The sequence below is a fragment of the Streptomyces sp. NPDC048290 genome (assembly GCF_040652095.1).
Lineage (GTDB): Bacteria > Actinomycetota > Actinomycetes > Streptomycetales > Streptomycetaceae > Streptomyces.
Genome location: NZ_JBEZLM010000005.1, coordinates 182,825 through 195,485 on the forward strand (window position 1 = coordinate 182,825; position 12,661 = coordinate 195,485).

Genomic DNA, 12,661 nt, shown 5'->3' on the forward strand with positions numbered 1-12,661 from the left:
GGGTTTCGTCGTCGTCTGCGGCCCGGCGGCGGCGCGTACGCCGCTCACGGTGCGACTCCGGTCGTGGAAAGCCCCGTGGTCTCCGCGAACCCCAGGGCGAGGTTCATGCTCTGGAGGGCACCTCCCGCGGTGCCCTTGGTCAGGTTGTCGATGGCGCTGATCGCGATGATGCGTCCGACGGCCGCGTCGTACGCGACCTGCACCTGAACGGCGTTGGAACCCTGTACGGACGCGGTGGCGGGCCACTGCCCGGCGGGCAGCAGCCGGACGAACGGCTCGTCGGCGAACGCCTTCGCGTAGGCGTCCCGCAGGGTCTCCCCCGTCACCCCCTCCCGCGCCTTCACATTGCAGGTGGCGAGGATGCCGCGGGGCATCGGGGCGAGGGTCGGTGTGAAGGAGACGGCGACCCGCTCCCCGGCGACCGCGCTGAGGTTCTGGATCATCTCGGGGGTGTGCCGGTGGCCGCCGCCCACGCCGTACGGCGTCATGGAGCCCATCACCTCGGAGCCCAGCAGATGCGCCTTGGGCGCCTTGCCCGCCCCGGAGGTGCCGGAGGCGGCGACGATCACGGCCTCCGCCTCGGCCAGTCCCGCCGCGTACGCCGGGAACAGGGCGAGCGAGACGGCCGTGGGGTAGCAACCGGGCACCGCGATGCGCTTGGACCCCTCCAGCGCGGCGCGGGCGCCCGGCAGTTCGGGGAGCCCGTAGGGCCAGGTCCCGGCGTGCGCGGAGCCGTAGAACGTCTCCCAGTCGGTGGCGTCGGCGAGCCGGAAGTCGGCGCCCATGTCGATCACCAGGACCTCGGGCCCGAGCTGCTCGGCGACGGCGGCGGACTGGCCGTGCGGCAGCGCGAGGAACACCACGTCATGCCCGGCGAGCGCCTCGGGCGAGGTCTCGGCGAGCACCCGGTCGGCGAGCGGCGCCAGGTGCGGCTGGACCGCGCCGAGCGGCTGACCGGCGTTGGAGTGGGCGGTCAGGGCGCCTATCTCGACCTCGGGATGGGCCAGGAGCAGCCGCAGCAGCTCGCCGCCCGCGTACCCGCTCGCCCCGGCCACCGCCGCACGTACCGTCATGGAACCCTCCTCCTAGATGGCATGACTATACGTGCGGCTGCACGTTTATGCAATGGCCGCGATCATGTCCCACCCGCCCCCGATTACTGTCCAGCCGGACCCCGGCCCACTCCGCCCCGTCCCCCGACCCGCGCTGTCAGTGCCGCCCGCTAGTTTCCCGGCATGAGCGAAGAGATGTGGGCGGGGGTCCGGGAGCGGGTCGAGGCGCTGCGTGACCGGCCCGGGAGCGAGCGGGTGTTCGGGGCGCCGGGGCACGGCTGGGAGCTGGACCCGGCGCTGAGCGAGGCGGAGCTGACCGGCCTGGAGTCGGCGCTCGGCGTACGGCTGCCCGAGGACTACCGGGGCTTTCTGCGGCATGTCGGCGCGGGCGGCGCCGGACCGTCGTACGGGGTGTTCCCGGTCCGGCGGGAGGAGCGGGAGGCGAGCGGCTGGGCCTGGGACGGGGACGGCGCCGACCTCGCCGACCCCGGGCGGCTCGCCGAGCCGTTCCCGGAGCGGGGGCCCGCCCCCGAGCTGCTGGAGCGGCTCTTCGCCGCCCGGCCCGAGGAGGAGGACTTCCTGGTCGACGGCGCCTTCGCCGAGGACGCCTTCGACACCGCCATGGAGGACTGGGAGGAGCGCTGGGCCGCGGTGCTGCTCACCCCGGAGCGCACGGTCGGCGCGCTGGTGCTCTGCCATCTCGGCTGCGCCCTGCGCCAGTGGCTGGTGGTCTCCGGGGTGCACCGGGGCACCATGTGGTCCGACGACCGGGCCGACGACCAGGACCTCGCCCCGCTGCTCGACGCCACCGGCGCCCCGCTGACCTTCGCCCGCTGGTACCTGGACTGGCTGGACGCGGCCGAACGCGAGACCGGCGCCGTCCCCGCCCGCTGAGCGCGGGCGTACGCTCCCCCCATGGTGCAGAGCGACGCACGGACGGTCGAGGCGTATCTCGCCGAAGCGCGGGACGGACAGCGGGAGGCGCTGACCCGGCTGCGAGAGCTGTGCCGCGCCGAGCTGACCGGGTTCACCGAGGCGATGGCGTACGGGATGCCCGTCTACCAGCGCGACGGCACCGCGGAGATCGCCTTCGCGGGGCAGCGGCGGTACATCTCGCTGTATCTGCTGCGGCCCGATGTGCGGGACGCCTTCGCGGACCGGCTCGCCGGACAGGACATGGGCAAGGGCTGTCTGCGCTTCAGCCGCCCCGCGGCGATCGACTACACGCTGGTGCGGGACCTGCTGCGGGCCACGGCCGCCGCGCCGGGGACCGTCTGCTGAGGGCGGGCATGGACGGGTACTGGGCGGTGCCGGACGTGCTGGCGTTCCTGGCCGGCCGCTGGCGGGTCGAGCGGCTGGTACGGGACCTCGGGAGCGGGGACGAGGGACGGTTCACCGGGGCGACCGACTTCACGCCGGACGGGGACGGCGGCGGCCTGGTGCACCGGGAGACCGGCACGTTCGTCTGGCGGGGCGTGGCCCGGCCCGCGGAGCGGACGCTGCTGTTCCGGCCGGGGTCCTGGCCGGGCACGGCCGAGGTGCGGTTCGCGGACGGCCGCCCCTTCCACGGCCTCGACCTGACGTCCGGACGGCACACCGCCGACTATCCCTGCTCGGCCGATCTGTACCGGGGCGAGTTCACCGTCACCGACGCCGACCACTGGCGCACGGTGTGGCGGGTGGGCGGCCCGGCGAAGGACCTGCTGCTGGTCACCGAGTACGGCCGGGTATAGCCGGGTGTAGCCGGTCAGCCGTACCAGGGTGGCTCGGGAGCCCCGTCGAAGCGCAGGTTCCAGCGGCCCGAGCGACCGGTGACCGTCGTGGTCGACAGCGGCCGTACGTCGATGTTCCAGTAGCTCGCCGGGGGCGCCTTCAGGGCGTAGACCAGGGCCGCGCGGATCACCGAGGGCTCGGCGACGGCGACGATATGACCGCCGTCGTCCACCGGCCGGGTGTCCAGCCAGCCGCCGACCCGGGTGATGAAGGAGATCATGGACTCGCCGCCGTGCGGGGTGCCGCGCGGGTCGGACAGCCAGGCGTCCACCGCCCCCGGTTCCCGGGCCATGGCCTCGCCGAGGGTCAGTCCGCGCCAGCGGCCCATGTCGCAGTCCCGCAGGGCGGGCTGGACGAGCGGGGCGTAGCCGAGGGCGTCGCCGGTGGCCCGGCTGCGCGGGGTCGGCGAGCAGTAGCGCAGCTCGGCGGCGGCGAGCGGCACCAGTTCATGGGCGAGGCGCTGCACCTCGACCCAGCCGGCCTGGTCCAGCGGCCGGTCGTCCTCGAAGGTCTCGGCGAGCAGCGGTGAGCTGCGGGCGGCGGCGACGAAGGTGACCCGAATGGCCATGCGGGGATGGTGTGCCTGGAGTGTGCCCAGGTCAAGAGGGGATTGCCGAGGAGATACCGTCGGTGCGCAAGGGTTTACCGGGAGGTAAGAATCAGCCGGGCATTTACCGCGAATCACCGGGCCGGTCCGGGACTCCACGCCTGGGCCGCACCGCCCTCGCCCCTCGGGTCACCCCCGGCGGCGGCACCACCCCGGCCCACCGGTTCACAGCCTGGGCCGCACCACCCCGCCCATCGGGTCACACCCGGGCCGTCCGCCCCGCCCACCGGGTCACGCCCTGGACCGGTCCGCCCCCGCCCCTCGGAACACTCCCCAGGCCGCACCACCCCCACCTCCCCGGGTCACTCCCCCGGGCCATACCGCCCCTACCTCCCCAAGTCCCCCCGGCCATGGCCCCGCGCTCACACCCCGACTCCAGCGCCATCCACCATTCCGGCCGTTCCAGCGGGCGGAAGCCCAGCGCGGTGTCGATCCTGGCGGGGTCGGCGGAGAACTCGTACCCGGCGGCGAGGGCGGGGGCGGTGTCGTTCATGCCGCGGATCATCACAGCCCGGCCGGGGCCTGTCGAACGGTTTCGGCGGCCCCCGGACCGCCGAACACCTCGTCGCAGGCGGTGCGCAGTCTGCGCAGTCCCTCGGCGATCTCCTCGGTCCCGGCGACCGCGGCGAAGCTCAGCCGGAGGTGGGCGGCGGGCGGTTCGGCGCTGAAGTAGGGGCGGCCGGGGGTGAAGGCGACGCCCGCGCGCAGGGCGGCGGTGTGCAGCCGGGTCTCGTCGGCGCCCTCGGGCAGCCGCAGCCACAGGTGGTAGCCGCCCACGGGGATGTGCGGCAGGGCGAGTCCGGGCAGCCGCAGCGCGAGTCCGGCGGTCATGGCGGCGCGGCGGGCGCGCAGTTCGCCGGAGAGGCGGCGCAGATGGCGGGCCCAGGCGGGCGAGCCGACGAGTTCCAGCGCGGCTTCCTGGAGGGGCCGGGGCACGAAGAAGGTGTCGACGACCTGGATGGCCCGCAGCCGTTCCAGGACGGGCCCGCGCGCGGCGAGGGCGCCCACCCGGAGACTGGGCGAGGTCGCCTTGGTGAGCGAGGAGACATGGACGACGACTCCGTCGGGGTCGTCGGCGGCCAGCGGTCGCGGCAGCGGCCCGGCGTCGTCGTGCGCCAGCCGCCGGACGAAGTCGTCCTCCACCACGAAGGCACCGGCCTCGCGGGCGATGCGCAGCACGTCGGGGCGGCGGTCGGCGGAGAGCACCGCCCCGGTGGGGTTCTGGAACAGGGGCTGGCAGACGAACACCCGGGCGCCGGTGGCGCGGAAGGCGTCGGCGAGGAGCGCGGGACGTACGCCGTCGGCGTCGACCGGCACCGGGACCGGGCGCAGTCCGGCGGCGCGGGCGATGGCGAGCATCCCGGGGTAGGTGGGCGATTCGACGAGGACGGGGGCGCCGGGCGGGGCGAGCGCGCGCAGCGCGGTGGTCAGCGCGGACTGGCCGCCCGCGGAGATCAGTACGTCGGCGGCGGTGACGGTGTCGCCGATGCCGCGCGCGAACCACTCGCGCAGTTCGGGCAGTCCGTCCAGCGGGGGCCTGCCCCAGGCGCCGGGGCGCCGCCCGGCCCGGGAGAGCGCGGCGGCCATGGCCTTCTCCGGCTGGAGCGAGGGGTGCGGATAGCCGCCGTTGAACTCGATCACCCCGGGCGGTGGCGCGGCGAGGCAGATGGTGACCCCGGACGCGTCGACCGTGCGCGGGACGAGGTCGGCGGCGCCGTCGGCGCTGAGTGCGACCTCCTGCCAGGAGGTGTCGCCGGTCCGGGTGAGCGGGGTGCGCGGCCGGGCGCGGAAGGCACCGGCGCCGGGCCGGGTCACCACCAGGCCCTCGGCGGCGAGCTGGGCGAGCGCGCGGGAGACGGTCACCGGGCTCACCCGGAACCGCTCGACCAGCGCCCGGCTCGATGGGAGCTTTCCACCCGGAGAGTAGCGGTTCAGCTCGTTGCGCAGCTGGGCGGCGAGTTCCTCGACACTGCTACTCTGCTTCATGAGAGCACAGGATAGCGCTATCGCCTCAACGCCGGTAGCGGTGAGCGGCCCGGTCCCCGCGACACGCGGCACGCTCCTGGCCGCCCTGGGGGTCGTCGCCTTCTCCCTCACCTTCCCGGCCACCGCCTGGGGTCTCGAGGGGTTCGGGGCGTGGTCGCTGACCGCCGTGCGCGGTGTCCTGGCGGCGCTGATCGCCGGGGTGTGTCTGCTGGCCCTGCGGGTGCCGCTGCCCGGCCGGGCGCACTGGCCGGGGCTGCTGGTCGTGGCGGGCGGGGTCGTGGTGGGGTTCCCGCTGCTGAGCACCCTGGCCCTGGAGACCTCCAGCACCTCGCACGCGGCGGTGGTGGTGGGGCTGCTGCCGCTGACCACCGCCGTGGTGTCGGCGCTGCGGCTGGGCCACCGTCCCTCGCGCACCTTCTGGGCGGCGGCGCTGACCGGCGCGGCGGCGGTGATCGCCTTCACCCTCCAGCAGAGCGGCGGCGCGCTGGGCACCGCCGATCTGTATCTGTTCGCGGCGCTGCTGGTGTGCGCGGCCGGGTACGCGGAGGGCGGACGGCTGGCCCGGGAGATGCCGGGCTGGCAGGTGATCGGCTGGGCGCTGGTGCTCTGCCTCCCGCTCGCCGTACCGGCGGCCGTGTTCGCGCTCGCCCAGGAGCCGGTCCAGCTCACCTGGCACAGCGTCTCCGGGCTGCTGTGGGTGGCGGCGGGTTCGCAGTTCCTCGGGATGGTGGTCTGGTACCGGGGCATGGCGCTGATCGGCATCCCCAAGGCCAGTCAGTTGCAGCTCGCCCAGCCGCTGCTCACACTGGTGTGGTCGGTACTGCTGCTCGGCGAGCGTCTGACGCCGGCGGCCCCGCTGACGGCCGCGGCGGTGCTGATCTGCATCGCGGTCACCCAGCGGGCGCGCGGCTGAGCGACGGTTCCCGCCCGGCGTGAGGAGGCCCAGGTATGCGTGCAACCACGGGCGACCAGCTTGTCCAGCACGGCAGGGTGGTCGGCCAGATCGACAAGGTCGGCGAGATCGTCGAGGTACTGGGAGAGGGCGGCCAGCCGCCCTACCGGGTCCGTTTCGAGGACGGCCACGAGGGCGTCTGCTCCCCGGGTCCCGACACGGAGATCCGGCACCGGGAGATGACCCCCGGCCACTGAACCGCGACCGGACCCTTCCCCCCGCCCTCACGGCGACCTCACCCCTGCCTCACCTCGGGGTCACCGCCGGCTGCCCGTAGTGGTCGGCGGTGACCCGCTTCATCGCGCCCACCGGGTCCGCGGCCACGTCCTTCGCGCCGAAGAACACATGCCCGCGCGCCTCGCCGTACTTCGCGGCGAACGTCAGATGCCGGGACAGCTCGGCGGGGTCCTGCCAGGCCGCCGCCTGCGCCGGGTCGCCCGCCCGGTACAGCGCCTCCCCGATGTACAGCCGGGTGCCCGTGCCCTTGGCGACCTCGGCCCACCACGGCACCAGCTTCGCGTAGTCGGCGGCGGAGTTGCCGATGTGCCAGTACAGCTGCGGACAGAGGTAGTCGATCCAGTTCTCCCGCACCCAGCGCCGGGTGTCGGCGTAGATGTCGTCGTAGGACTGCATGGCGCGGGTGTCCGAGCCGAGCGGGTCGGTGCCCGCGTTGCGCCACACGCCGAACGGGCTGATCCCGAACTCGGTGCCCGGCCGGGTGCGCCGGACCCCGGCGGCCATGTCCCGCACCAGCCGGTTGATGTTGTCCCGCCGCCAGTCGCCCCGGGTGTCGAAGGACCCGCCGTGGGCGTCGTAGGCGTCGTCGTCGTCGAAGACCTGCCCGGCGACCGGGTACGGGTAGAAGTAGTCGTCCCAGTGGAGGGCGTCGACCGGGTAGCGCGCCACCGCGTCGAGCATCGCCTCCTGGACGAACGCCCGGACCTCGGGCAGCCCCGGGTTGTAGTACAGCTTGCCGCCGTAGGGCACGGCCCAGCCGGGGTTGCGGCGGACCGGGTGGGTGGCGGTGAGCCGGGCCGGGTCGGTGTGCATGGCCACCCGCAGCGGATTGCACCAGGCGTGCAGCTCGAGACCGCGGGCGTGCGCCTCGGTCACCGCCGTGCCCAGCGGGTCCCAGCCGGGGTCCTTGCCCTGGGTGCCGGTCAGATACTGCGACCACGGCTCGTGCGGCGACGGCCACAGCGCGTCCGCGCACGGCCGCACCTGGAAGATCAGGGTGTTCAGCCCCGCCGTGACCGCCCGGTCGAGATGCGTGAGGAGTTCGGAGCGCTGCTGGGCGGCGGTCAGCCCGGTCCGCGAGGGCCAGTCGCGGTTGACGACGGTGGCCAGCCACACACCCCGCATCCGCCCCACGCCCCCGGTGTCCGCGCCGTCCCCCCGGCTGCCCGGCACGGCCTGCGCCTCCCCCGCCGTCACCAGGGCCGACAGCGCGGCCAGCGCGAACGTCCGTCGGGACAGCCGTCCCATGGCTCCCACCTCTTCCTCACCGTTGCTCACCGTGCGGTCCCGGCACGATCGCCGACCGCCCACGCGCCCCAGGATGCCCGCACCCCGGCGCCCGACCATCACTACGTACCGGTAACGTGCACGAACGGAGCAGGGTGCCGAAACCGTCGGCCCCCTGCGGACGGCGCGGATCAGCGAAGGGGACGATGTGACCGACATCGAGCGGGTCGGAGTGGTCGGCTGCGGCCAGATGGGCGCGGGCATCGCCGAGGTGTGCGCACGGGCGGGCCTGGACGTCCGGGTGGCCGAGACCACCGGCGAGGCCCTGGAGATCGGCCGCACCCGGCTGACCAACTCGCTGGTGAAGGCCGCCGAGCGGGGCAAGATCAGCGAGGCGGAGCGGGACGCCACGCTGGCCCGGCTGTCCTTCACCACCGATCTGGGCGAGTTCGCCGACCGCGATCTGGTGATCGAGGCGGTGGTCGAGAACGAGCAGGTCAAGACGGAGATCTTCCAGGTGCTCGACCAGGTGGTGACCCGTCCGGACGCCATCCTCGCGTCCAACACCTCGTCCATCCCGCTGGTCCGGCTCGCGGTGGCCACCTCCCGCCCCGACCAGGTGATCGGCATCCACTTCTTCAACCCGGCGCCGGTCCAGCGCCTGGTCGAGCTGATCCCGGCGCTGACCACCTCCGAGGGCACCCTCGGCCGGGCGCAGCTGTTCGCCGAGAAGGTGCTCGGCAAGCACGCGATCCGCGCCCAGGACCGCTCCGGGTTCGTGGTGAACGCGCTGCTGATCCCGTATCTGCTCTCCGCGATCCGGATGTTCGAGTCCGGGATCGCCAGCCGCGAGGACATCGACAACGGCATGGAGCTGGGCTGCGCCCACCCGATGGGCCCGCTGAAGCTGTCCGACCTGATCGGCCTGGACACCGTGGCCTCGGTGGCGTTCTCCATGTACGAGGAGTTCAAGGAGCCGCTGTACGCCGCTCCCCCGCTGCTCCAGCGGATGGTCGACGCGGGCCGCCTGGGCCGCAAGTCGGGCTCGGGCTTCTACAGCTACGGCTGAACGGGGCCGTCCTCCGGTGCCGGGTCCCCAGGGCCGCGGTCCGGCACCGGAACGGGGGGGGCGGGGCCGGGCGGGGCTACAGCACCGGAGCGGGGGCGGGGCCGGGCGGGGCTACGGCACTAGATCCTGCCCGAGCCGCAGATGGTGCAGGAGCAGCAGTGCCGCCGCCATGTTCGCGGCCGGCACCTCGCCCCGGGCGACCAGATCGGGCACCACCTTGAGGGGCACCCACTCCCGGCGGTCCGACTCGAAGGCGTCCACCGGGGGCCCGGTGTACTCGCCCTCGTCGGTCCAGTAGACGTGGTGGACGGCGTCGGTGAGCCCGTTGGACGGCTCCACGCTCATCAGATGGCGCAGCGGCCCCGGCCGCCAGCCCGTCTCCTCCTCCAGTTCCCGGGCGGCGGCGGCCACGATGTCCTCGCCGTCCTCGACGACCCCCGCGGCCAGTTCCCACCCCCAGCTGTCCGTGATGAAGCGGTGGCGCCACAACAGCAGCACCTCATCGGCCTCGTTGACGACCGTGGCCACGGCGACGGGCCGCAGCCGGATCAGGAAGTGATCGAGATGCCGGCCGTCCGGCAGCTCGACATCAGCGAGATTGACGCTGAACCAGCGGTTTTCATAAACAGTTTGCTCGTTCTGTTTCGTCCACTGCACGGTTCTGCCACCTTTCAGCGATTAAGGGGCAATATCGCAGCAGCGGCGTTCCGGCAGCAGGCGCAGAGGGAGCGGCGCGGGGGGCCGCGACCGGCGCGTGGGAACAGGCCGCGGCGGCCGGAAGGCATCCTTCCGGCCGCCGGGCCATCGGCGTGCCGCCCGCGCCCTACAGGGGCACGCGCAGCGCCCCGTCGATGAGTTCGGCCGCCTCGGCGGTCCCGGCGGCGCCGCTGCGCACCAGTTGCCCGTGCACCGCGCGCAACCGGTCCCGCAGCCGCCGGGACTCCATGCCACGCGCCTGTTCGGCCATCCGTACCGCCGTCACCACCGCCTTCTCGGCGTTGCCCTGGCGCAGTTCGACGGTGCTGAGCATGGCGAGCCGGTGCACCCGCCCGCGATCGTGCGCCGGGTTGTCCACGGCCGCCGCCGCGTGCTCCGCCGCCGCCGCCACGTCCCCGAGACTCAGCAGCGCCTCCGCCACCTGGACATTGACCAGACCCGGCTGGACATACCCGGTCTCATCGGGTTCGTACGGCGGCTGGATGCGTTCGGCGGCCCGCTCGGCCCGCCGGATGCAGGACAGCGCCCCGCCGCTGTCGCCGAGATGGGCGTACGCCTTGGCCTGCATCGCGTACAGATCGGAGGCGAGGGCCGGGGTGATGTGCTGCCCGGCCGCCCGCAGCGCCGCCTCCGCGAACGCCACCGCCTGCCGGTACTCCCGCATGAACAGCACCTGGTTGACCAGCAGCGCGATCACATAGGCGCCGAACCCCCGGTCCCCGCTCGCCTTGGCCAGCCGCAGCGCCTGGTGGAAGTAGCGCTGGGCGATCCCGTGCGCGTCCGCGTCGTAGGCGCAGATCCCGGCGATGGCCACCAGCCCGCCGGTCGCCCGGTGGAGCTGGCGGCCGGTGGCGTCGGTGTAGCTGCCGCGCAGCAGCGGCGCCGCCTCGGCGTTGAGGAACCCGACGATCCGGGTGCGGGTCGCCAGGCCCCCGGCCTTGCGGTACATCTGCTCGTAGTGCGTACGGGCGGCCCGCAGCATGTCCAGGTCGCCCGCCGTGACCTGGTGCCGTCCGCCGCGTGAGACATCGGTGTCCTCGGGCGGGTTCTCCCACTCCCACACCGGCATCACCGCGGGCGTCCCGGTGACCGCGGGAGCGTCCCGCAGATGGGGGCGCCGGAGCTGGTCGGAGCGCCACAGCGCGGTCGCCCGCTCCACGAACCCGGACAGCGAAGCGGCGTGCGGGGAGAGGGGCAGGCCGGGCACGCCGAGGCCGACGTCGTCCAGGGCGACCGTCCGGCGCAGCCGCGCCCCGAGCACCTCGCAGATCAGATCGGGCACCTGGCCCCGGGGGCGCTGCCCCTTGAGCCAGCGGGCCACGGCGGTGTGCTCGTAGCGCAGCGCCAGACCTCTGGCCCGCCCCGCCTGATTGACCTGCGCGGCCAGCCCGGCGTGCGACATCCCGGCCTCGTCCAGGATCGCGTCGAGCAAGGTGTTGGGCTGCATTCAGGGCCCCCCGAAGCTAGGTGCGGACAGCGTAGTGCGCACCGGTTCACACGGGGTGTGAACCGGCTGCCCGATTCCGGGGCGTGTGCGCACTGTCGCTCAGCGTGTTCAAACGGTTGACTGAGATGCCTCGTCAAGAGGCCGGCTGGGCCGCCGGCTCCCCCTCGTACAGTGCGGCGGCCCTCCTCCGCGCCGTCCGCCCGGCCGTCTGCCCGACACTCCGTGGCGGGGCGGACGGCGCCGCCGCGCCGACGAGGGACACACCGGTGAGCGGAAGGAGGGACCAGGCGCACCACGGACCGTCCGGCGCTTCGCGGCCTCGGCGTCACGGGGCGTGGTGCGCCCGGTGACCGACCGGTTCACCGGACAGCGGCAGCGCCGCACAGCGGTCGTTGCGCAGCACCAGCATCGCCACATCGTCGGCCGGACGTCCCCCGCAATGCCGCAGCAGCCGTGTGTAGACCGCCCCCAGCACCGCCTCGGGCGCCGTCGGCCCGTCCCGCACGACGTCCCGCAGCGCCTCCGTGAGCGCGAAGAACCGCCCCTGCGCGTCCCGCGCGTCCTCGACCCCGTCCGTATGCAGAAACAGCCCGTCCCCGGGCAACAACAGCCCGACCGGTACGGCACTCAGCTCGGCCGGCAGCGGGAACGGCCCGAGCGGCGGCAGCGGTTCGGCGGCCGGCGGCGCCACCACCTCACCGTCACGCAGCAGATACGGCCAGGGATGCCCGCAGTTGAGCGCCCGTACGTCCCCGTCCCGGCCGATCTCCAGCAACAGCAGGGTGACAAACTCCTCGCCTCCCGGCCCGTCGGGACCGGACCGCTGGCGCAGATGCCGGGCGAGCGCCCGCTCCAGCCTGCGCAGCACCCCCGCGAGGTCCCGCTCGTCGTGCCCGGCCTCACGGAAGCTGCCCAGCACGGCGGCGACGGTCCCGATGGCGGCGAGCCCATGCCCGCGCACGTCCCCCATCACCACCCGCACCCCGTGCTCGGTGGCGAGCACGTCGTAGAGGTCCCCGCCGAGGACCGCGCCCCGCTCGGCGGACAGTTGGGCGGCGGCGACACCGAGCCCGTCGACCTTGGGCGGCAGCGGCCCGATCAGCGCCTCCTGCGCGGCCCCGGCGACCTTGCGGACCTGCTTCAGCTCGGTGAGCAGCGCCCGGCGCACATGGAGGACGAGGCAGGTCCCGACGGCGAAGAACAGCGCGCTGGTGACGATCCGCGCGCTCAGCCCCGTCTGCGTGGCGAGCGGGCAGACCAGCTTGTAGGTGATCGCCACCGCGCCCCAGGCCGCCGGCAGCCCCAGCGCGAGCCCGCGCCGCACCGTCCCTCCACCGAAACGCATCATGCCGACGGCCCCCCAGATAGGCCCTGACAGCAGCACGGACCGGCCCCGAAAGGCCGGTCCGATTCTGTCGCCCTCTGCCCCGAAAAACCCGGATGACCTTTTTCTCTCACCCCATCGAGTGAGGTGACCGAATCCGGGGGGACTTCTCAGTTAAGGCGGGGGGGCAACGCCCGCCTTTTGGGGCGCTGGGGGTACCCCCTCTGGGGGAGGAACTGCGCGACCAGCCACAACAGACCCGCAGCCGCC

The 12,661-nt window shown here is 74.0% G+C and carries 14 protein-coding genes; 6 read left to right on the forward strand and 8 right to left on the reverse strand.

The features are described 5' to 3' along the window. Positions 1 to 44 precede the first annotated feature (44 nt). Positions 45 to 1,073, reverse strand: coding sequence for an N-acetyl-gamma-glutamyl-phosphate reductase (argC, locus tag AB0D49_RS10290; protein WP_362753892.1), 1,029 nt, complete (start codon positions 1,071 to 1,073; stop codon positions 45 to 47). Between the two features lie 162 nt (positions 1,074 to 1,235). Here argC and AB0D49_RS10295 point away from each other — a divergent pair, with 162 nt between their 5' ends. From AB0D49_RS10295 to AB0D49_RS10305, 3 genes are read left to right on the forward strand one after another with little or no spacing between them, the layout of a single operon-like run. Next, positions 1,236 to 1,946: an SMI1/KNR4 family protein gene (locus AB0D49_RS10295; protein WP_362753895.1), complete on the forward strand. Its 711-nt coding sequence runs from the start codon at positions 1,236 to 1,238 to the stop codon at positions 1,944 to 1,946. 21 nt (positions 1,947 to 1,967) lie between these two features. Next, positions 1,968 to 2,333 carry a DUF1801 domain-containing protein gene (locus tag AB0D49_RS10300; RefSeq protein ID WP_362753898.1) on the forward strand — a complete coding sequence of 122 codons (366 nt, stop codon included), beginning with the start codon at positions 1,968 to 1,970 and terminating at the stop codon, positions 2,331 to 2,333. A gap of 8 nt (positions 2,334 to 2,341) precedes the next feature. Then, on the forward strand, positions 2,342 to 2,785 hold the full coding sequence (locus tag AB0D49_RS10305; protein WP_362753902.1) for a DUF6314 family protein: 444 nt from the start codon (positions 2,342 to 2,344) through the stop codon (positions 2,783 to 2,785). Between the two features lie 14 nt (positions 2,786 to 2,799). Here the strand turns inward: AB0D49_RS10305 and AB0D49_RS10310 are convergent, their stop codons facing one another. The 3 genes from AB0D49_RS10310 to AB0D49_RS10320 form a co-directional block, all read right to left on the reverse strand. Beyond that, the gene (locus tag AB0D49_RS10310; RefSeq protein ID WP_362753906.1) at positions 2,800 to 3,393 is read right to left on the reverse strand and encodes a histidine phosphatase family protein; all 594 of its coding nucleotides are present in this window, start codon (positions 3,391 to 3,393) and stop codon (positions 2,800 to 2,802) included. A 238-nt stretch (positions 3,394 to 3,631) separates the two neighbouring features. Continuing rightward, on the reverse strand, positions 3,632 to 3,925 hold the full coding sequence (locus AB0D49_RS10315) for a hypothetical protein (RefSeq protein ID WP_362753909.1): 294 nt from the start codon (positions 3,923 to 3,925) through the stop codon (positions 3,632 to 3,634). A gap of 11 nt (positions 3,926 to 3,936) precedes the next feature. After that, positions 3,937 to 5,418: a PLP-dependent aminotransferase family protein gene (locus tag AB0D49_RS10320; RefSeq protein WP_362753912.1), complete on the reverse strand. Its 1,482-nt coding sequence runs from the start codon at positions 5,416 to 5,418 to the stop codon at positions 3,937 to 3,939. On the opposite strand from AB0D49_RS10320, the gene AB0D49_RS10325 reads away from it, so the two are divergent. Continuing rightward, the gene (locus AB0D49_RS10325; RefSeq protein WP_362753915.1) at positions 5,417 to 6,331 is read left to right on the forward strand and encodes a DMT family transporter; all 915 of its coding nucleotides are present in this window, start codon (positions 5,417 to 5,419) and stop codon (positions 6,329 to 6,331) included. The two genes, AB0D49_RS10320 and AB0D49_RS10325, sit on opposite strands and share 2 nt — an antisense overlap. Before the next feature lie 35 nt (positions 6,332 to 6,366). Next, positions 6,367 to 6,567: a DUF1918 domain-containing protein gene (locus tag AB0D49_RS10330; RefSeq protein WP_362753918.1), complete on the forward strand. Its 201-nt coding sequence runs from the start codon at positions 6,367 to 6,369 to the stop codon at positions 6,565 to 6,567. 49 nt (positions 6,568 to 6,616) lie between these two features. On the opposite strand, the gene AB0D49_RS10335 is transcribed toward AB0D49_RS10330, so the two are convergent. After that, complete coding sequence (locus AB0D49_RS10335) at positions 6,617 to 7,855, reverse strand: family 10 glycosylhydrolase (protein ID WP_362753922.1); 1,239 nt, start codon at positions 7,853 to 7,855, stop codon at positions 6,617 to 6,619. A gap of 187 nt (positions 7,856 to 8,042) precedes the next feature. Here AB0D49_RS10335 and AB0D49_RS10340 point away from each other — a divergent pair, with 187 nt between their 5' ends. After that, complete coding sequence (locus AB0D49_RS10340) at positions 8,043 to 8,903, forward strand: 3-hydroxybutyryl-CoA dehydrogenase (RefSeq protein ID WP_362753925.1); 861 nt, start codon at positions 8,043 to 8,045, stop codon at positions 8,901 to 8,903. 111 nt (positions 8,904 to 9,014) lie between these two features. On the opposite strand, the gene AB0D49_RS10345 is transcribed toward AB0D49_RS10340, so the two are convergent. The 3 genes from AB0D49_RS10345 to AB0D49_RS10355 form a co-directional block, all read right to left on the reverse strand. Then, a complete protein-coding gene (locus tag AB0D49_RS10345; protein WP_362753928.1) occupies positions 9,015 to 9,560 on the reverse strand; it encodes an NUDIX domain-containing protein in 546 nt (181 codons plus the stop codon). A gap of 166 nt (positions 9,561 to 9,726) precedes the next feature. Next, positions 9,727 to 11,067: a transcriptional regulator gene (locus AB0D49_RS10350; RefSeq protein WP_362753931.1), complete on the reverse strand. Its 1,341-nt coding sequence runs from the start codon at positions 11,065 to 11,067 to the stop codon at positions 9,727 to 9,729. 325 nt (positions 11,068 to 11,392) lie between these two features. After that, positions 11,393 to 12,391, reverse strand: coding sequence for a PP2C family protein-serine/threonine phosphatase (locus AB0D49_RS10355; RefSeq protein WP_362753934.1), 999 nt, complete (start codon positions 12,389 to 12,391; stop codon positions 11,393 to 11,395). Positions 12,392 to 12,661: the final 270 nt, after the last annotated feature.

Bases quoted from the DNA above. Each gene is read 5' to 3' on its own strand.
- argC (WP_362753892.1), bottom strand. From the start codon at position 1,073: ATGACGGTACGTGCGGCGGTGGCCGGGGCGAGCGGGTACGCGGGCGGC.
- AB0D49_RS10295 (WP_362753895.1), top strand. From the start codon at position 1,236: ATGAGCGAAGAGATGTGGGCGGGGGTCCGGGAGCGGGTCGAGGCGCTG.
- AB0D49_RS10300 (WP_362753898.1), top strand. From the start codon at position 1,968: ATGGTGCAGAGCGACGCACGGACGGTCGAGGCGTATCTCGCCGAAGCG.
- AB0D49_RS10305 (WP_362753902.1), top strand. From the start codon at position 2,342: ATGGACGGGTACTGGGCGGTGCCGGACGTGCTGGCGTTCCTGGCCGGC.
- AB0D49_RS10310 (WP_362753906.1), bottom strand. From the start codon at position 3,393: ATGGCCATTCGGGTCACCTTCGTCGCCGCCGCCCGCAGCTCACCGCTG.
- AB0D49_RS10315 (WP_362753909.1), bottom strand. From the start codon at position 3,925: ATGAACGACACCGCCCCCGCCCTCGCCGCCGGGTACGAGTTCTCCGCC.
- AB0D49_RS10325 (WP_362753915.1), top strand. From the start codon at position 5,417: ATGAGAGCACAGGATAGCGCTATCGCCTCAACGCCGGTAGCGGTGAGC.
- AB0D49_RS10320 (WP_362753912.1), bottom strand. From the start codon at position 5,418: ATGAAGCAGAGTAGCAGTGTCGAGGAACTCGCCGCCCAGCTGCGCAAC.
- AB0D49_RS10330 (WP_362753918.1), top strand. From the start codon at position 6,367: ATGCGTGCAACCACGGGCGACCAGCTTGTCCAGCACGGCAGGGTGGTC.
- AB0D49_RS10335 (WP_362753922.1), bottom strand. From the start codon at position 7,855: ATGGGACGGCTGTCCCGACGGACGTTCGCGCTGGCCGCGCTGTCGGCC.
- AB0D49_RS10350 (WP_362753931.1), bottom strand. From the start codon at position 11,067: ATGCAGCCCAACACCTTGCTCGACGCGATCCTGGACGAGGCCGGGATG.